This window comes from Neobacillus notoginsengisoli (assembly GCF_003515685.1).
Classification (GTDB): domain Bacteria; phylum Bacillota; class Bacilli; order Bacillales; family Cytobacillaceae; genus Bacillus_D; species Bacillus_D notoginsengisoli.
In genome coordinates this window covers 78,762-97,485 of the sequence record NZ_QWEG01000006.1, presented here as the reverse complement: position 1 = coordinate 97,485, position 18,724 = coordinate 78,762, and the positions used below count along the sequence as shown (strand labels likewise).

Annotated in this window: 15 protein-coding genes and 1 other annotated feature; of the genes, 10 read left to right on the top strand and 5 right to left on the bottom strand. The window is 45.9% G+C overall.

Going from position 1 to position 18,724, the window contains the following annotated elements:
* The first annotated feature begins 30 nt into the window (after positions 1-30).
* A complete protein-coding gene (gene hemB / locus D1B31_RS10685; RefSeq protein WP_118920774.1) occupies positions 31-1,008 on the top strand; it encodes a porphobilinogen synthase in 978 nt (325 codons plus the stop codon).
* Between the two features lie 184 nt (positions 1,009-1,192).
* A complete protein-coding gene (gene hemL / locus D1B31_RS10680; protein WP_118920773.1) occupies positions 1,193-2,479 on the top strand; it encodes a glutamate-1-semialdehyde 2,1-aminomutase in 1,287 nt (428 codons plus the stop codon).
* Between the two features lie 253 nt (positions 2,480-2,732).
* Here the strand turns inward: hemL and D1B31_RS10675 are convergent, their stop codons facing one another.
* Positions 2,733-3,233 (bottom strand): DoxX family protein, encoded by a 501-nt coding sequence (locus D1B31_RS10675; protein WP_118920772.1) that lies wholly within the window; start codon positions 3,231-3,233, stop codon positions 2,733-2,735.
* 281 nt (positions 3,234-3,514) lie between these two features.
* Between D1B31_RS10675 and spoVID the strand changes: the two genes are divergently transcribed.
* A complete protein-coding gene (gene spoVID / locus D1B31_RS10670; protein ID WP_118920771.1) occupies positions 3,515-4,693 on the top strand; it encodes a stage VI sporulation protein D in 1,179 nt (392 codons plus the stop codon).
* Positions 4,694-4,776: 83 nt separating this feature from the next.
* Positions 4,777-5,808: a spore coat protein YsxE gene (gene ysxE / locus D1B31_RS10665; RefSeq protein WP_118920770.1), complete on the top strand. Its 1,032-nt coding sequence runs from the start codon at positions 4,777-4,779 to the stop codon at positions 5,806-5,808.
* Positions 5,809-5,826: 18 nt separating this feature from the next.
* Here ysxE and D1B31_RS10660 read toward each other — a convergent pair whose 3' ends face one another.
* Entirely contained in the window at positions 5,827-6,018 is a 192-nt protein-coding gene (locus D1B31_RS10660) for a hypothetical protein (RefSeq protein ID WP_118920769.1), read from the bottom strand.
* 159 nt (positions 6,019-6,177) lie between these two features.
* Positions 6,178-6,411 (top strand) — a binding site (T-box leader).
* Positions 6,412-6,704: 293 nt separating this feature from the next.
* Between D1B31_RS10660 and D1B31_RS10650 the strand changes: the two genes are divergently transcribed.
* From D1B31_RS10650 to D1B31_RS10640, 3 genes are all read left to right on the top strand, one after another.
* Complete coding sequence (locus D1B31_RS10650) at positions 6,705-9,347, top strand: valine--tRNA ligase (protein WP_118920767.1); 2,643 nt, start codon at positions 6,705-6,707, stop codon at positions 9,345-9,347.
* A 76-nt stretch (positions 9,348-9,423) separates the two neighbouring features.
* A complete protein-coding gene (locus tag D1B31_RS10645) occupies positions 9,424-10,728 on the top strand; it encodes a bifunctional folylpolyglutamate synthase/dihydrofolate synthase (protein ID WP_118920956.1) in 1,305 nt (434 codons plus the stop codon).
* 87 nt (positions 10,729-10,815) lie between these two features.
* Positions 10,816-12,534, top strand: coding sequence for a GGDEF domain-containing protein (locus tag D1B31_RS10640; RefSeq protein WP_240035243.1), 1,719 nt, complete (start codon positions 10,816-10,818; stop codon positions 12,532-12,534).
* A gap of 52 nt (positions 12,535-12,586) precedes the next feature.
* Here D1B31_RS10640 and D1B31_RS10635 read toward each other — a convergent pair whose 3' ends face one another.
* The 3 genes from D1B31_RS10635 to D1B31_RS10625 all read right to left on the bottom strand — a co-directional run bounded on the left by D1B31_RS10635 (position 12,587) and on the right by D1B31_RS10625 (position 14,634).
* Positions 12,587-13,642 (bottom strand): hypothetical protein, encoded by a 1,056-nt coding sequence (locus D1B31_RS10635; protein WP_142922580.1) that lies wholly within the window; start codon positions 13,640-13,642, stop codon positions 12,587-12,589.
* A gap of 97 nt (positions 13,643-13,739) precedes the next feature.
* Positions 13,740-14,186 carry a PilW family protein gene (locus D1B31_RS10630; RefSeq protein ID WP_118920765.1) on the bottom strand — a complete coding sequence of 149 codons (447 nt, stop codon included), beginning with the start codon at positions 14,184-14,186 and terminating at the stop codon, positions 13,740-13,742.
* A gap of 4 nt (positions 14,187-14,190) precedes the next feature.
* A complete protein-coding gene (locus D1B31_RS10625) occupies positions 14,191-14,634 on the bottom strand; it encodes a prepilin-type N-terminal cleavage/methylation domain-containing protein (protein WP_118920764.1) in 444 nt (147 codons plus the stop codon).
* Between the two features lie 145 nt (positions 14,635-14,779).
* On the opposite strand from D1B31_RS10625, the gene D1B31_RS10620 reads away from it, so the two are divergent.
* Genes D1B31_RS10620 through D1B31_RS10610 form a run of 3 tightly spaced genes read left to right on the top strand, consistent with a single transcriptional unit; the run spans position 14,780 to position 18,713 of the window.
* The gene (locus D1B31_RS10620; RefSeq protein WP_118920763.1) at positions 14,780-15,598 is read left to right on the top strand and encodes a hypothetical protein; all 819 of its coding nucleotides are present in this window, start codon (positions 14,780-14,782) and stop codon (positions 15,596-15,598) included.
* 36 nt (positions 15,599-15,634) lie between these two features.
* Complete coding sequence (locus D1B31_RS10615; protein WP_118920762.1) at positions 15,635-17,029, top strand: VanW family protein; 1,395 nt, start codon at positions 15,635-15,637, stop codon at positions 17,027-17,029.
* 22 nt (positions 17,030-17,051) lie between these two features.
* Positions 17,052-18,713, top strand: coding sequence for a GspE/PulE family protein (locus D1B31_RS10610; protein WP_118920761.1), 1,662 nt, complete (start codon positions 17,052-17,054; stop codon positions 18,711-18,713).
* The last annotated feature ends 11 nt before the right edge of the window (positions 18,714-18,724 follow it).

Here is an 18,724-nt window from a genome sequence, read left to right as displayed (position 1 = left end):
TTGCCAGAAAAAGTCCGGAGGTTAGTTAGGATGGAACTTCAATTTTCACGTCACCGCCGCCTGCGCACTAGCGCGAATATGAGGGCGCTTGTTAGGGAAACACATCTCCATGTAGAAGATTTTATTTATCCGCTCTTCATCATTGAAGGGGAAAACATTAAGAATGAGGTTCCTTCCATGCCGGGAGTTTTCCAGATTTCCATGGACCTGCTTGGTTCGGAGATTGATGAAATTGTCTCACTCGGCATTAAGTCCGTTATCCTGTTCGGGGTTCCAGCCGAGAAAGACGAATGCGGTACAGGTGCCTACCATGATCACGGTATCGTCCAGGGTGCAACCCGCTTAATCAAAGAGCGGCATCCAGAATTGATCGTTGTTGCCGATACTTGCCTTTGCGAGTATACAAGCCATGGCCACTGCGGTGTAGTGGAAGGAAACCGCGTCCTGAACGACGAATCGCTTGACCTGCTCGTTCAGACAGCTGTGAGTCAGGCAAAAGCAGGTGCTGATATTATCGCGCCATCGAATATGATGGACGGCTTTGTTGTAGCAATCCGCGCCGGCCTAGACGAGGCAGGTTTCGAGGAAGTACCGGTCATGAGCTATGCCGTTAAATATTCATCTGCATTCTACGGCCCGTTCCGCGATGCCGCCGACAGCACTCCGCAGTTCGGTGACAGGAAGACGTATCAGATGGATCCGGCAAACCGAATCGAAGCGATGCGCGAGGCGGAATCCGATGTCCGTGAAGGAGCGGATTTCCTGATCGTCAAGCCCGGCCTTCCGTACCTCGATATTGTCCGTGATGTCAAAAACAACTTCAATCTGCCGGTTGTCATTTACAATGTGAGCGGCGAGTACGCAATGATCAAGGGTGCTGCCCAAAACGGCTGGATTGATGAGAAAGCCGTTGTCCTGGAAATGCTGACAGGAATGAAGCGCGCAGGAGCCGACCTGATCATTACTTACTTCGCCAAAGATGCAGCTCGCTGGCTGAAGGAGCAATAAGTTTTTAATTGTTGATTGGAGCGGAGGGCACCGACTCCGGCGGGATGTTGCGGCAAGGTGGAGACCCCGCAGGCGCAATGCGCCGAGGAGGCTCCACTGACGCCCCGCGGAAAGCGTGTGTCTCGGAGCGGAAATCAACTAAAATTTTTAGTAACGCAATTTTGCTAAAGAAAGAGGGAATGTCATGCGTTCTTATGATAAATCGATCGAAGCATTCAAAGAAGCGAAAAAGCTCATGCCAGGGGGGGTTAACAGCCCCGTCCGCGCCTTTAAATCAGTGGATATGGATCCGATTTTCATGGCCCGAGGCAAAGGTTCGAAAATTTATGATATTGATGGAAATGAATACATTGACTACGTTCTTTCTTGGGGCCCGCTAATTCTCGGCCATACGAATGACCGCGTCGTGGAAGCCATTAAAAAGGTTGCCGAACTTGGCACAAGCTTCGGTGCTCCAACTTTAATGGAAAACGAGCTTGCAAAACTGGTCATTGACCGCGTTCCTTCCATTGAAGTCATCCGAATGGTTTCTTCGGGAACTGAGGCGACAATGAGCGCACTCCGCCTAGCGAGAGGGTATACCAGCAGGAATAAGATCCTCAAGTTTGAAGGGTGCTATCATGGCCACGGTGATTCCCTGCTAATCAAGGCGGGTTCCGGTGTCGCGACACTTGGCCTTCCTGACAGCCCGGGCGTACCTGAAGGCATTGCAAAAAATACGATTACTGTTCCTTACAATGATTTGGACAGTGTTCGCTATGCGTTCAAAGAATTCGGTGAGGACATTGCCGGTGTAATCGTTGAGCCGGTTGCCGGAAATATGGGAGTTGTCCCTCCGCTGCCTGGTTTCCTTGAAGGCCTGCGCGAAATCACTTCCGAATATGGCGCTTTGCTCATTTTTGATGAAGTCATGACAGGTTTCCGTGTCGATTATAACTGTGCCCAGGGCTATTTCGGGGTAACACCTGACCTTACTTGTCTGGGTAAGGTAATCGGCGGCGGCCTGCCAGTTGGAGCTTATGGCGGCCGAGCTGAAATTATGGAGCAGATTGCGCCAAGTGGTCCGATTTACCAGGCAGGAACCTTGTCCGGAAACCCGCTTGCCATGACTGCTGGGTATGAAACACTCAGCCAGCTGACTCCTGAAATTTATGTTGAATTCAACAGGAAAGCCGACATGCTGGAGAAAGGTTTGAAAGAAGCGGCTGAAAAATATGAGATTCCACATTGCATCAACCGCGCCGGCTCCATGGTTGGAATCTTCTTTACAAACGAAGAAGTAACGAACTATGAAAGAGCGAAAACATCCAATCTTGAGTTTTTCGCCAAGTATTATCGTGAAATGGCTAACCAGGGTGTTTTCCTGCCGCCATCTCAGTTCGAAGGACTATTCTTGGCAACAGCTCACACAGACGAAGACATTGAAAAAACAATTAAAGCCGCGGAAACTGCGTTTTCAAAGCTTAAATAATGGTTTAGTACTCCCGCCGGGTTTTGGCGGGAGTTTTTCATTCTGATCATCAGGAAACTATAAAATGTTCGTAACGCATTGATATTGAAGAGTGTCCAGAAGGCTATGTTGCGCGACACTTCACCTGGCTTTTGTTCATTTACTGTCACTCAAGCCGCTGTTGCGTGAGACTTCTTTGATTTGCGATCTCATAGAAAATTTTATTCTGCGCAAAAAAAGGCCCTTCCGATTGGAAGAGCCTTTTTCTATGAGTTTACTGCTGGAACTGCTTTTCTTTTTTGAACACAGTCTTGTTAATCAAAGGAAGCACGTAACGGTCAAGGCCGTATTTTCCAGCGTTCGCACCAGCTACAAGGATGATGAAGCCCATTAGGATATCAGTTGGGTTGTGGCTGACGGTTCCGGCAAGCATGAAGCTGAAGTTCATCACAAGTCCGAAGAACATTGCCGCAGAAGTGAGGCAGCCGAGGATCAAGCCAAGACCGACCAGGAATTCACCCCAAGGAATTAGGACGTTGAACAATTCGACGTTTGGCAGAGCGAAAGAGTTCAGGAAGTTCACGTACCAGCCATAGACAATTCCGTCTGGGCCGCTGACAGGGTTGGCGGCTGCGCCTTTCAAAAATCCAGCTGCATCGAAGCCACCAGTAATTTTGCCATAACCTGCTGTTAGCCAGGCATAACCGAGATAGATTCGTAGGACGGCGAGAAGAGCGGCAGCGACTTTGTTTTCCCTTAAGAATGAGTTAAACATGAATAATTCCCCTTTTCGATTTGAATTTAAATACGTTGTTTACACTGTTATCATAATCCGATTTCCACCATCCGGGTAGGGGATTTCCGGCTTATTCAAAAATTAGACAAAGCTTCTTGGCGAAACTGTGACCAAGGTCACTATTGATCGTATGGCCACTCATCCAAATACATATTCAACCTCCTGTTGGAGAACCCGATTTTTATCATAAAGCCTTAAAACCATTCATAAAGTGTAAGTGACACAGTGATTTTAAAAGGGAGATGAAAGGAGGAGTCGCTTTGTCTCAAGGGAATCAATCGTCTTTACGATTTTCTTTAGAGGAATCTTTGTGGTTCCGGAAAGGACAGGAAGTCGATGAACTGGTTTCAATTTCATTAAGCCCCGATATCACAATCCAGGAAAACGACCAGTATGTCAGTATCCGGGGCGCATTGGATTTAGCCGGAGAATACACGACCATACCTGATGGCCGAGAAGCAGTAGAGGGGGGGACCCCCGGGTTAAGATATGTCCAAACCATTGAGCAAAATGAAGAAGGGGTTTGTGAATTTGCCCATCGCTTTCCGGTTGATATTACGATTCCCGTCAACAGGATATCGAGCATTTATGATATTGATGTGATTGTCGATTCATTTGATTATGCCTTTCCTGAGAGAAGCTGCATGAGGCTCACAGCCGATTTGATTATCAGTGGACTATATGACGGCAATGCGGTAAGCGAAACTGACGATACCGACAGGACCGACCTGGAAGTGGAGGAAGAACACGAAGAAATTTTCCTGCAGGAACGAAATGAGGAACCCGAAGCAGGGGACGACGAGGAAGAAGCTGTCGATGTGACGGAAACTGGTTACACAGAAGAGGAAGAAGCCCAAGAGATGGAGGAACTCGTCTTCGAGGCAGAAGCGCGGCGGATTCCGGATGAAGAACCAGTGGACAATCCGGCTTCTTTCTCGACTTTTCCGTTTAATTCTTACTGGAATCAGTTACATGGTACATTGCCATCCATTCCTGCAAGGAGTGAAACAACTCCGCAGGAATTAAACGAGGCATTCGCGTTTGAGCCTTCGCCAGTCCAGTCCGGGCAGGCAGTCACCCAGTACGAGCAGACCGGCGCGGTTGAAGCGCCAGCAGAAACAACAGCAGGGCAACAGGGAAAAGTAGAAACTGCTTCAATAGAACAAGAAGAATCATCCTCTTCCCCAGAGCCGGCAAAAAAGAAAAAGTCCAAAAAGAAAAGCATGTCCTTAACAGAGTTTTTTGCCAGGAAGGATGATAGCGAAGAACAGGCGAAGCTGAAAGTGTGCATTGTCCAGAAGGGCGACACACTCGACAAAATTTCCGACAGGTACGATGTCTCTATTCAGAACCTGCTTCGCTACAATCAGCTAGAACTAAGCCAGGACGTATACGAAGGCCAAGTGCTTTATATTCCTACCGCCTACGCGAAAAAATAAATGTCTCCATGCAGTTGAGCGGGCCCAGACTCGCTCACTGTTTGTTTTTTTGTAAAAACTGCGATGAAGCGAGCTGAATTCCCATGAATGAAACGAACCGCTTGAAGGAATTCGCCCATATTCTTCAGCCCTATGGCATCCAACCTTATTTTATCGAGGATTTTGGCAAAATTAAAAAAGTATACAGTAATAAAGGGACCTTTGCGCTAAAAGCAATCGATGCCCATACTGGTATGGATTTTATCCGCCATGTCCAGTATTTGTACCAGCGGGGCTATAATCGGATTGTCCCGATTTATCCTGCACTGGACGGGCGCTATGGCATCCTGGACGGACAGAACCTCTATTACTTGATGCCGTGGCTTGGGAATGAAGCCAAGGAGGGAATGACTGACAGGAACAAGCAAATGGTCCGGGAACTGGCAAGGCTCCATACCTTGTCTGCCAAGGAAGTGAAGGTTGGAAAAGAAGACCGGCAAGAACATTTTGACAAGATGGGCCTGCAATATGAAAAAAATCGGGAGTTCATGGACGGATTTATTGAAAGCTGCGAGAAGAAAACATATATGTCACCGGTTGAACTGCAATTTTGCCTATACTACAGCGAGATTTCCCAAGCACTTAAATTTTCGAAGGAAAGACTCGAAACATGGCTTGAGAAAAGCAAGGATCTCGAAAAAGCCCGTATGGTCGTTATTCACGGAAAGCTGTCGCCGGACCATTTCCTCTACAACGAGGCTGGCCATGGCTACTTCATTAATTTTGAGCAGGCAGGATACGGCTCACCGACCCACGACCTTCTGCCTTTCATGTCTCGTATGCTCGAAACCCGTCCAAAGAGGAGCGAGGAAGCAGTCGATTGGGTTACCCATTATTTTCATTACTTTCCGTTCAAGCCCGATGAAAAGCAGCTTTTCTACAGCTACCTCTCCCATCCCCTGCAAATCATTCGAATAGCAGAAGCGTATTTTGGCAAAAAGGGCCTTAAAAACGAATTTAAATATTCTAGGAAACTGCTGAAGGAATATTGGCACCTAAAAAATACGGAATATGTCGTCATGCGCTTAACAGAAATTGAACAGCAGCAGGAGGCCGCAAAAGAAGGAGCCCAGTGATCCAAACACCCGGGCTCCTTAAATGATTTCAAAATATAAAGCTGTCGCAATCAAGATAAGCACTGCCAAGAATAACACATCAAAGGTCGTCGGAAAAATGATTGTCCTGATGCCCTGGAAAATGCAGAACGGGATGCTGAACTGCGCGACCACCCCCCGGATTGTCCTCAGCCAGAGAGGATATTTATAAATATTGAACATTCTCTTCAAAAAACATCCCTCCTTTTGCACCTTACACCAATATATGCGGAAGGTACCCTATAGGTGAACGCCCATTTTTGAAAAAAGGGTATAATTAAGAAAAAAACAGGCCATCCTGATTGACGTACAGGCGTAAGTTTCGGTAGTATATAAGATAATAATTAAAAGCCAAATGCACAGACAGGGAAAAGTACAATGCCCAGTTGCTTTTCAGAGAGGGAAATTTACCAGCTGAAAGATTTCCCAGGCAGCCCATTGGAAAGTCACCCTCGAGCTTCTTCCGCCAAAGGCCATAAGCCCAGTAGTGGAAGACGGATCAAATCCGTTATCCTGTTAAGAGCCGGCACGTTTTTTTTGCCGGAAAAAAGGTGGTACCGCGAGCGCACTCCATTCGTCCTTTTATTGGATGAATGGAGTTTTTTATTTTTAAAGCTGTTTTTTAAGCATGTTATTGATGATGATGCGGTTGATTGAAGCGGAAGGCACCGACTCCTGCGGGATGTGGCGGCAAGGTGGAGACCCCACAGGCGCTAAGGCGCCGAGGAGGCTCCACTGACGCCCCGCGGAAAGCGTGTGCCTCGTGACAGGCAAAAACCGCCTGTCCCGGCGATGATTATTCTCAGAAGCGTTCCTTTGTGGAGCGTAAATCAACAAACAACTTTAATGAAGCTGATTTAATCAAGGAGGAATAAAACATGGATCAAAAAGAAATAAGCATGCCAACAAAATACGATCCCCAATCAATCGAGCAGGGACGCTATGATTGGTGGGTGAACGGGAAGTATTTCGAAGCAAAGGATGATGAAACAAAGGAGCCGTACACGGTTGTCATCCCGCCACCGAACGTGACTGGGAAGCTCCACCTTGGCCATGCGTGGGATACGACGCTTCAGGACATCATTACCCGCATGAAGAGGATGCAGGGCTATGACGTGCTTTGGCTGCCGGGGATGGACCATGCCGGCATCGCGACACAGGCGAGGGTCGAGGAGAAACTCCGCAACGAAGGAAAAACCCGTTACGACCTTGGCCGTGAAAAGTTTGTGGAGGAAACATGGCGCTGGAAGGAAGAATACGCCGCTCATATCCGCGAGCAGTGGGCAAAACTCGGCCTCGGCCTTGATTACAGCCGCGAGCGTTTTACTCTAGATGAAGGGCTTTCCGACGCGGTTAAGGAAGTTTTCGTTACTCTTTACAAGAAGGGGCTAATATACCGCGGCGAATACATTATCAACTGGGATCCAGCGACGAAGACGGCCCTTTCTGATATTGAGGTTATCCATAAAGATGTCCAGGGCGCGTTCTACCATATGAGGTACCCGCTTGCTGACGGCTCCGGCCATATTGAAATTGCGACAACAAGACCTGAAACCATGCTTGGCGATACAGGGGTTGCCGTCCATCCGGAAGATGACCGATATAAGCATTTGATTGGAAAGACGGTTATTTTGCCAATCGTTGGCCGTGAAATTCCGATTGTCGGCGATGACTATGTTGATATGGAATTCGGATCTGGCGCAGTTAAAATTACGCCAGCCCATGACCCAAATGATTTTGAAATCGGCAACAGGCATAAACTTGAGCGTGTTCTTGTCATGAACGAAGACGGTTCGATGAATGAGCGCGCTGGAAAATATTATGGCATGGACCGTTTTGATTGCCGCAAGCAGATTGTAAAAGACCTTCAAGAACAAGGCGTTCTTTTCAAAATTGAAGACCATCTGCACTCGGTTGGCCATTCTGAGCGGAGTGGTGCAGTAGTTGAGCCGTATTTGTCGACACAGTGGTTCGTTAAGATGCAGCCGCTTGCCGATGAAGCGATTGCCCTTCAGCAAAAAGAAAACAAAGTACATTTTGTTCCGGAACGTTTTGAAACAAATTACTTGCGCTGGATGGAAAATACGCGTGACTGGTGCATTTCCCGCCAGCTTTGGTGGGGCCACCGGATTCCAGCATGGTACCACAACGAGACAGGCGAAATCCATGTGGATGTAAACCCTCCAGCTGATGAAGAAAACTGGACTCAGGAAGTAGATGTCCTTGATACATGGTTTAGTTCGGCGCTATGGCCATTCTCCACAATGGGCTGGCCCGATATAAATGCCGCTGATTACAAGCGCTACTTCCCGACAGATGTCCTTGTGACCGGATACGATATTATTGGATTCTGGGTATCGAGGATGATTTTCCAAAGCCTTGAATTCACAGGGGAGCGTCCGTTCAAGGATGTTCTCATCCATGGCCTTGTCCGTGATGCGGAAGGCCGCAAGATGAGTAAATCGCTTGGCAATGGTGTAGATCCAATGGATGTGATCTCCCAGTACGGAGCGGATTCATTAAGGTACTTCTTGTCGACAGGAGGCTCGCCTGGCCAGGATCTACGCTACAGCACAGAGAAGGTTGAAGCGACGTGGAACTTTGCGAACAAGATATGGAACGCATCCCGTTTCGCATTGATGAATATGGACGGTCTGACAGTGGAAGAAATTGATTTAAGCGGCGAAAAATCAACAGCCGACAAGTGGATTTTGACAAGGCTGAATGAAACGATTGAGACGGTTACCCGCCTGTCTGACCGCTACGAATTCGGTGAAGTCGGCCGTGCGCTTTATAACTTCATTTGGGATGACCTTTGTGACTGGTACATTGAAATGGCGAAGCTTCCGCTTTATGGCGATGATGAAGCAGCCAAAAAGACAACGAGGTCCATCCTTGCCTATGTCCTTGACAATACAATGAGACTGATGCATCCATTCATGCCGTTTATTACAGAAGAGATTTGGCAGCACCTGCCGCATAATGGCGAATCGATTACAGTTACCACATGGCCGCAGGCAGATGCTTCATTAAGTGATCACGAAGCGGCAGCCGAGATGAAGCTGCTCGTTGAAATGATCCGCGCGGTCCGAAACATCAGGGCTGAAGTGAACACGCCATTGAGCAAAAAGATTAAGATGTATGTAAAGGCGAAGGATGAATCAACCCTTCAAATGATTGAAAAGAACCGTGCGTATATTGAACGCTTTTGCAATCCAGAAGAACTGGAGATGAGCATAGAAATTGGCGCACATGACAAAGCGATGACCGCTGTCCTGACCGGGGTGGAAATCATTTTGCCGCTTGAGGGTCTCATTAATATCGACGAAGAAATTGCGCGTCTTGAAAAGGAAAAGGCCCGCCTGGACAAAGAAGTTGAGCGAGTCCAGAAAAAGCTTGGCAATGAAGGGTTTGTCAAAAAAGCCCCTGCCCACGTTATTGAAGAAGAACGGGCCAAGGAACGTGACTATTCCGAGAAGAGAGCCATCGTTGAAGCTCGGATTAATGAACTTAAAGGATAAAAACGAAAGATATTCAGCAGTGGAAGGCGGATCCCCAGAGGGTTCGTCTTCCTCCTGTTCTATTGGAGGACTTATCATGTTTCAGACATACGAGGATGCGCTTGACTGGATACACGGGAGGCTAAGGCTTGGGATCAAACCGGGCCTAAAACGAATGGAATGGATGATGGAGAGGCTCGGAAATCCTGAGAAAAAATTGAAAGCCGTCCATATTGGCGGAACAAATGGCAAAGGGTCAACGGTCACCTTTTTGCGGTCGATCCTTGAAACAGCTGGGTATTCCGTTGGGACTTTTACTTCGCCTTATATTGAATATTTTAACGAAAGGATTAGTGTGAACGGCAACCCTGTCACAGACGAGGAATTAGTGGAGCTTGCAAATAAAATCAAACCGCTATCTGATGAATTAGACAAGACTGACCTGGGCGGGCCGACCGAATTCGAGGTGATTACCGCCATGTCGTTTATTTATTTTGCCGACGTCCGGCCGGTCGATTTTGCCATTTATGAAGTGGGCCTCGGCGGAAGATTTGATTCAACGAATATCCTTAAGCCACTTCTGTCGGTCATTACGAATGTTGGCCTCGATCATATTTCGATCCTTGGTGATACATATACGGAGATTGCTTTTGAAAAAGCGGGCATCATCAAAGAAGGAATTCCGGTCCTAACCGCCACGCAAAACAGCGAAGCGCTGGCAGTGATTAGGGAGCAGGCAGCCGATAAGAACGCGAGGCTTCTCGAATTAGGGAAAGAGATTGTGGTTAGCGGCCATACGAAAACTGCAAAAGGGGAAAAGTTTACTATGTCGACTCCGTATGGACAATTTTCTGGCCTGGAAGTATCAATGATTGGCGCCCACCAGACACAGAATGCTGCACTTGCCGTCACTGCAATGAACTATTTGATTGAAGAGAGCATCGTGAAAGCAGGTGAAGGGGAAATCAGGAAGGGCTTGAAGGACGCTTTCTGGCCGGGAAGGCTTGAAATGGTTTCGGAAAATCCTGTGGTAATTCTTGATGGGGCACATAATACGGAAGGAATTGAATCGCTGATCAACGAGCTTCACTCCCGGTTTGTGGACAGGAACATTCACATCGTCTTCGCGGCCCTCAAGGACAAACCGCTTGGGAGCATGATTTCCTCGCTTGAGGCGGTGGCCGACAGGATGTCATTCGTCTCCTTCGATTTTCCGCGTGCTGCAAGTGCGGAGGAGCTCGCCAGTTTAGGCAAAAAATCCAATAGCAAGCCAGCAGGAGACTGGAGACAGTTCCTGCACAAAGAAATAAATAACATGGAAGAAGGTTGGATTCTAGTCATTACCGGCTCGCTATATTTCATTTCTGAAGCGAGGCGGCACTTGTTGGGAAATATTTTGTAAAATTCGTCCAAATGTATGACAAGAGTCTGAATCTTTGATAAAATGAGTTTAAAAATTTGTGACTATTTTACCAGAGGAGGGATAACAGTGCATGTAACGTCCCGAGTGAAAAAGGTGATTTTTTTCGTTTGGCTGCTGCTTGTCCCTCCTGGCCTTGTGCTTACATACATGTTATCTCCTCCTCCGGCTGATTTGAACTTGTTGAATCTTCTTGGTTTCCTTCTTCTGGCCTCCATCGTTGCGGCGATGCCGATGGTCATAAATGGAACCCCCATCTTTATCATCCAGTGGGTATCCATTGCTGTATTCCTTCGCTATGGCTTGTTCGTTGAAATGATTACTGTCCAGCTTTCCGTCCTGGTACTTCTAACAAAACTGCGCATTCCAAAAGAAGGGCTGTTCAGACTACCACTGAATTCCCTGATGTTTTTCGTGGTGTCCCTCGTAAGTGGCACAGTCTATTTCAGCCTCGGAGGGCAAACGCTTTCACGCATGGGGGAGGGTACGGTTGTTCTCTGGCTCGCAACTGCATATGCTGTCTTTTATTATGTATTAAACCAACTAATTGTGATTATCTATCAGAAATTCGTTTATAAGAGCACGGAGTCTTATTTTGGAAAGGATTTTATGTGGGAGTCGTTAACGACTGTTATCACCTTTCCACTTGGTTTCGTTTTGTATACGCTTCACCTAGAGCTTGGCGCCCTAGCCCTTTTGTTCATTGGCGGGCCATTTGCGAGTGTCTCACTCATTCTAAGAATGTATTATTCCACCCAAGATATTAATGTGTACTTGCAGAAAGCAGCAGAAATTGGCCATCAGTTAGCCGAACGCATCAAAGTGGATGAAGTGGCAGAGCTGTTTTTGCAAAAGCTTTCGGAAATGCTGCCGATCGATTATGCCTATGTCATTGAAATCGAGGAGAACGACGATGTTGTCATGGCAAGGAGGATCGAAAACGGATTCATTATGCCGAACAGCCAAATCCCAATCAAGAAGTATCAGGGAGTAAGCGGAACAGTATGGGGAACTGGGAAGCCGGTCCTGTTCGGATCCCGGAAGGAATGGCGCCACATTGTCGGGGGAAATCTGCCGGCTGATTCGGAAAGCGTCCTCGGGATTCCGATGGAAAAAAGCGGACGGCATGTCGGGGTAGTGGTCCTCGTATCGAAAAAGAAGCGGGCCTTTGAGAAGTCCCAGCTGATGCTTGTCGATATTTTATGCTCCCATTATGCCATTGCCATTGAAAACGCACGGCATTATGAACAAGCAAAAGAAGAAAGCGAACGCTGCTCCTTGACGAAGCTGCGTAACTATAGGTATTTTGAAAAAATGCTAACAAGGGAATTCGGCTTGGTTGATAAACGTGTACGTGAGCGGCTCGCCCTTATTATTCTTGACATCGACCATTTCAAGGCCGTGAACGACACGTATGGCCATCAAAGCGGAAATGAAGTGCTGAGGGAACTGGCTTCGAGAATCAAGAATATCGTCGGCGATTCCGGAACAGTAGCCAGATACGGGGGAGAGGAATTCGTCATTCTCCTGCCTGAGGCAACGAGCCGGGAAGCTTATAATATGACGGAACTGATCAGGCAGTCCATTGCCAACTGGCCGTTCATCCTGTCTGAACATATGGGTGGGGATTCACCACAGATTCCAATTAAAGTTACCGCCTCATTCGGAATCGCAACCGCACCAGAGGATGCCGAGGACGCAATGGCCCTTATCCGCCATGCAGACCGCGCCCTTTATGTTGGAGCCAAACGGGCGGGGAGGAATCGGGTAGCGGCGTATGTGAAGTAAGAAGAAAATAGGTATATGAAAGCCGGTTCTCAATTGAGAGCCGGCTTTTAAGTTATTTATAAATAATAGATTCTTCACGGTTGCTATCGAGAAGAAAGGGGACATTTGCCCTAGCATATGGTCCGCACACTGAATCGCTCTCAAATCCCGGCTCGCCATAAACTTTAATATAAGAAGGTTTTGGTTGGTAGCCGCTGTATTTTCCAAATACACACATTGTTACATTTGTGTTGCTGTTAACTGCATTGATGTTTGCATCACCATACACAATGATTTTTCCAGTCGTATTGTTTTTAAATTCATTAACTGTTAAATTTTTTCCGATGATCATTTCAAAATTTTCGCCAAGATTATTTAAACTGGTTATTATCGCGTTTTTTTCTATTTCTATTAAGGTAATTCCACCAAAGTTATTAAACTTTGACTCGCTATTACTTTCAATGAGGTCTCCTTCTACATGTAAACGGAGGTTTGTTATGTTATTGACTTTATTGAGTAAAATATCGCCAGTTACGTAAATTTTAGAGGATGTAACATTTTTAAAATGGTCAAATTCTTCATTCCCAATAATTTTAAGTGTAGAATTTTCAATTTTTACTCCTGGTACATTTTCGGTGGGATTGTAAAAACAATTTTGATTTATTATATTTGTATTTTCTTGAGGATTGTGGCAAGCACTACTACTCGAGCTGAAAGTTCCCGGGTCATTGACTTTATACAATGGAAGCGACTTACCGGGTTTAATTGTATAGTTTAAGGCTAAGGATAGTTCCCGTTTTTCCCCTTCCGAGTTTCCGATGGTCCTGAAAGTGATCAATATCTTTGAGGGATTGCTAATATCCACAGAAAGATTTCTAATCTCATAAGAGATTCCGCTTCCGGAAACATTTTGTTTACCATCTTCCGTTTGAATCTTTGTAACTTCATTTTTCATCTCATTTAATAAAGTGTCTAATTCGGTTGGTTTTGTAATGGTTTTTGCCGTAAAGGCCTTAACGATGATGTTGTCGATTTTGTCTTTGTAATACGTTATGCCCATTTCGGCTAGGTCGGTCGCCTTGTTGACGTTTTCTGTCTTGTTGACTTGAAGACTCGTGTTCATTGCCATTCCGCTCAACCCTAAAGCGAAAATGACTGTCAGAGTAATAATTACCATCACAATCAGCAGAGTGTAGCCTCTCTCATTTCGAATCGGTATCGCCCCCTTAATGCTTTTTAATAATCGTATCCACTTCATATGACTGCCCATTTGAATCTTTTACAATGACTTTGATTGTTAGTGGTTGTAATGAAGAAATCTTTGTTTTACCATTCACTAATGCATGATTTTTGTATACTTCAACAGAAAACTTCTTTGAGTGAAGTGGGTTTGACGAAGCGTTCTTTTCTCCAATCATATATTGTCCGGAGAGAAAATCGATTTCATATTCGGCATTTGTATTCCCCGCGGTTTTTCCTGTCTTTTCGTGAACGTTTTTTACGGTTGCGAGAATGAGATTCGCTTCTCTGCTTAAATCCGCTTTTGACGAAAGCTTCTGGTAGTTTTTAGTCGTGCCGATCAATACCCCGTAGACTAGACCCGAAATAATTGTAAGAATTGTGAGCGTTGCTAACAGTTCGATAAGAGTTATCCCTTTTTGATTTTTTATCATAAAATCACCTTATGTAAGTAAAAGTTTCAGATTTGGTTTTTGGTGGAGAGGAGTTATCTAAAATGGAAACCTTGCATTGGATTAAACCACTACCCATGGGTCCATCAGAGAACTTAATCTCAACAGTAAAAGGAGTAACAATTGTAAATTTAAAAAGTTCATTAAATTGACTTTTATCATTATAAACTGTACTTGGAGAAACCACTTTCCCTGTATCATTAACAATACTTTTTGCTTTCAGCTGAGCCTTTGTTGTATTCAATTCTATTGATGATACAACCTTTTGGGCAGTTTGCGCAGCGCTAAGTTTTTCTTGATTCTTGTTAGTGAAAATAGCCGACTGGGTAAAAAAGCCCAGGAAGGAAGTCAGGATAATTGTGAGCAAAACAATGGAGAGTAGGACCTCAATTAATGTAAACCCTTCTTGTTTTTGGAAATATTTAATCATTCATGACTTTCCCCCTCTTTTTTAAATGCTAAGATTATTATACAATATCTGTTAGAAGAACAATGTCATTTTTTAGTCAAATGGGATGAATTTTCTATTAATTTGAAAAATCTTGTATAGAAAATGGGGAAATGGGGGTTTTTATGTGGAAATATTCATTTACGGACTGGCCTCGCTCGTTCTGCTTGTTCCGGTTTTATACTTTCTTCCCCTTGGGTTGACGGGAAAGGGAAAAGTAATGATTGCTGGTACTTCCGTATTTCTGGCCATAGCAGGTGGTTACGGGAATAGTATTTTCAACTCTTTGCAACTAGCTCTAATTTTGTTGTTGCTGACAGGATTGGCAGCCTATATATTTGACCGGAAGCTCGGTGCTGTATTTTTTACCGAAGAAAGTGTTTTTGATGAGGTAGCTGAAATTGAAAATGGTTCGTCAGCGCATATATTAAGCCAAAAGACGATTGAGGACCGTTTACATGATTCGATTTTGCCAATCGAAAACAATCTATCAGACATGGTTTCAGCTGGAGAAGGAGCGGGGCTTTCGGGTGCTGGTCATACTGAGTTGGATTTAGACGAAATTTCCCCACAGCCCTCTCTTTCGGATAATGAAAAAACAATTGAGCCTGATGAGACAGTTACTGACCTAGCCTTCTTTGATGACCTAGAAATACTTGAACCATCTCTTGTTCTTCCTGTAAGTTCGAACGAGAATGTCGAGAGATTCACAAATGGAGAGCAATCTGTAAAGTCAATTGGAGAGGGAAATTTGGATCTCCCGCTGCTGGACTTCGATTCAATCGACCTTGAAATCTCGGAATCTGGCGAAACAGCTCCAGCTTTAAAGAACGAATATGATCGTGCAGGCGATGAAGACTATTTTGCAGCGCTCGTTGAAGCGGCCGTTGCCAGTGAGAACAAGGAAGAAGATTTGGTTAAGTCGGCGGGAGCTAGAAATGGATAGAAGAGTCTCGCGTCCGTCTGGAAAGGGTAGTTGCTTATGAGAAAAAACCAGCAGTTTTTAAAAGTTTTTATTGTCCTCATCTTGAGTACCGCCTACGTCTTCGGCTTCTCTCATTTCGGTGCCAAGGCGTTTGGTACACTGTTCGCAGGGGATGAAACCTATTCCCGTGGTACAGCTGTGGGCGGAGTGAATCTTGAAGGCAAATCAGCACGTGAAGCACTTGAACTGATTAAGGCCGCCTCAACTGACTGGTACGCAAACACAACCCTTAAACTTCACTATAAAGAAAAAACGATCGATCTTGAGACAGAGCAATTTGCTTTTGATCCAGAGGGGACGATTTCCGGGTTAGTGGACGGCCGGCAAAATGCTATAAAGGTCAACCTAGATGAATCTGTTCTTGTTGAATGGATTGGGAGAATCTCCCCTCCACTAATTGGTGAAGAAATCAACTTGAAGGATCTTACAGCAAAATTGGCCGAGCCTGCCGCAATGCTGAAAGTAGGGTCATTTACAGTCGGTTTAGTGGAATTTATGCCAAATAAGACAAATGATGAAGGAATCGTTTCAACAGGTACAGTTGAAGTAAAAGAGCCTTCCTCCGATCTCGAACTTGCAGTAAAAGAATTTGATTCTATTAAACTTGAAGGCGGCGCCGAATTCTCGTTCAACCGGTTTATCAAAGAAAACGAACTCGGCAACATGGCTGAAACTTCTTTAAGCATGATGGCATCAGCGGCTTATATCGCCATACTAAAAACGAATTTTACCATTCTTGAACGGAATATCAGCAAGGAACTTCCGGAATTCGCCAAGCTTGGTTCAGAAGCATTCGTAAGCCATGTAACGGGAAAGGATTTTGTTTTTGCTAATCCAAACGACAACTCGTATGAATTAGCTTTTGCATATAGTGGCGGAAAATTGACCGCTAGCATTTCCGGCACAAAGTTTCTTTATGAATATAAAACGGTTGCCGATGGCGAGGAAGTTTTCAAGCCAAAAACGATTAAGCAATTCAGCCCGCTTCTGAAGACCGGCCAGGTTAACATAACTGAAGAAGGCAAAGAGGGCGCCATTATCAAAATTTATCGCGAAATTTATACCTTGGGCAATCTGCTCGATACGGAAGCTATTTCCGAAGACTATTACCCGCCAGTCCACAAAGTTGAAGTCCATGCGCTACCGGCAGAACCGACGAGTGATGGCCAAGCTCCTGCAGACGGACAGAATACGGGTGGGACGCCTGCAGAAAACAGCGGGGAACCCCCTGTGAATCCTGTTGGTCCGGGAACTAGTGATAATGGAAATGCCGGCACAGACGTCAACAAAGCGCCTGAAGCTCGCCAGCCTGGGACCAAGCAAGGAGAAAACTCCGGTACAGCTGATGATGATGGCGGCCTGTGGGGGAAACCGAACGAAGTACCGAAATAAAAATGAGATAGCAGGGATTTAAATGGTAAGAACAAAAAAAAGGCTCGGTGACCTCCTCATCGAAGCAGGTTTGATCACGCAGGAGCAGCTTGAAGCAGCACTTAGTGTAAAAGGGCCTAAAAAACGCCTTGGAGAAGCACTGGTTGAGCGCGGCCTCATCACAGAACAGCAGTTGATTGAAGTGCTTGAAATTCAGCTGGGCATTCCGCATATCAGCCTGTTCAGCTACCCTTTTGATAAAAATTTATTAACGCTTATTCCAAAGGAAATGGCGAGAAGGCATTTAGTCATTCCGCTTAAGAAGGAAGGGGACAAGCTATTTGTTGCTCTTTCTGATCCGATGGATTTTCTCGCCATTGATGACCTAAGGCTGTCGACCGGCTTTCAAATTGAAGTTGCGATTGCGACAAAGGATGACATCGTACGGACAATCAATAAATACTACAACACCGATGAAGGTCTGGAAGAGTTCCTCGATGACCTGCCAACAAGGGAAACAGCGCGCGAGGATGATGTGAGCGATCTCGACTCGCCCGTTGTCCGCCTGGTCAACATGATCTTGTCAAATGCCGCTTCAAATAGGGCGAGCGATATCCATATCGATCCACAGGAAACGAAGCTCGTTGTCCGGTACAGGATTGACGGAGTATTAAGAGTGGAGCGTGTCCTTCCGAAAAGCATGCAAAATGTGCTGGGGGCCAGGATAAAAATCATGGCGAATCTGGATATCACGGAGTACCGGATTCCACAGGACGGCAGGATCAAGCTGAATCTCGATTTTCATCCCATTGATTTGCGTGTATCGACCCTTCCAACTGTATTCGGCGAGAAAATTGTTATGCGCCTCCTTGATATGGGGAGTACCTTGAATGATTTAACGAAGCTTGGTTTCAATCAGCTCAATTTCAAGCGATTTACGGACATGATTGAAAAGCCCACAGGCATCGTGTTGATTACGGGGCCTACTGGTTCTGGAAAATCATCGACTCTATACGCTGCGCTTAACAGGCTAAATAGTGAAGAGGTTAACATTATTACGATTGAGGACCCGGTTGAATACCAGCTTGAAGGAATCAACCAAATTCAGGTTAACCAGAACGTGGGGATGACTTTTGCGACAGGACTTCGGTCGATCTTGCGCCAAGACCCGAATATCGTCATGGTTGGGGAAATTCGAGATAAGGAAACGGTCGATGTCGCCATCAGAGCGTCACTGACCGGCCACCTAGTCTTAAGTACCCTGCATACAAATGACTCTCTTGGCACGATTACAAGGCTGATTGATATGGGCGTTGAACCGTTTATGGTCGCTTCTGCCCTTAGCGGCATCGTCGCCCAGCGGCTTGTCCGGAAGGTATGCCGTGACTGTGCAGAATTCGAGGAGCCTTCGAAACGTGAACTTGACATTTTTGCAAAGCGGGGAATAAGGATTGAGAAAGTTCCGCGCGGCCGAGGGTGCTCGTCGTGCAATATGACTGGGTATAAAGGGCGGATAGCCCTGCACGAAGTCCTCGTCATCAACGACGACCTTCGCAGACTGATTATGGACGGGGAGACGTTCCAGGCGATGAGGGAGCTTGCGGTTCAAAACCGGACGATTTTCTTGATTGATGACGGCCTGTTGAAAATCAAACAGGGATTGACGACCACTGAAGAAGTATTAAGAGTAGCGATTCTGGAATAGGAGAGCGGCTG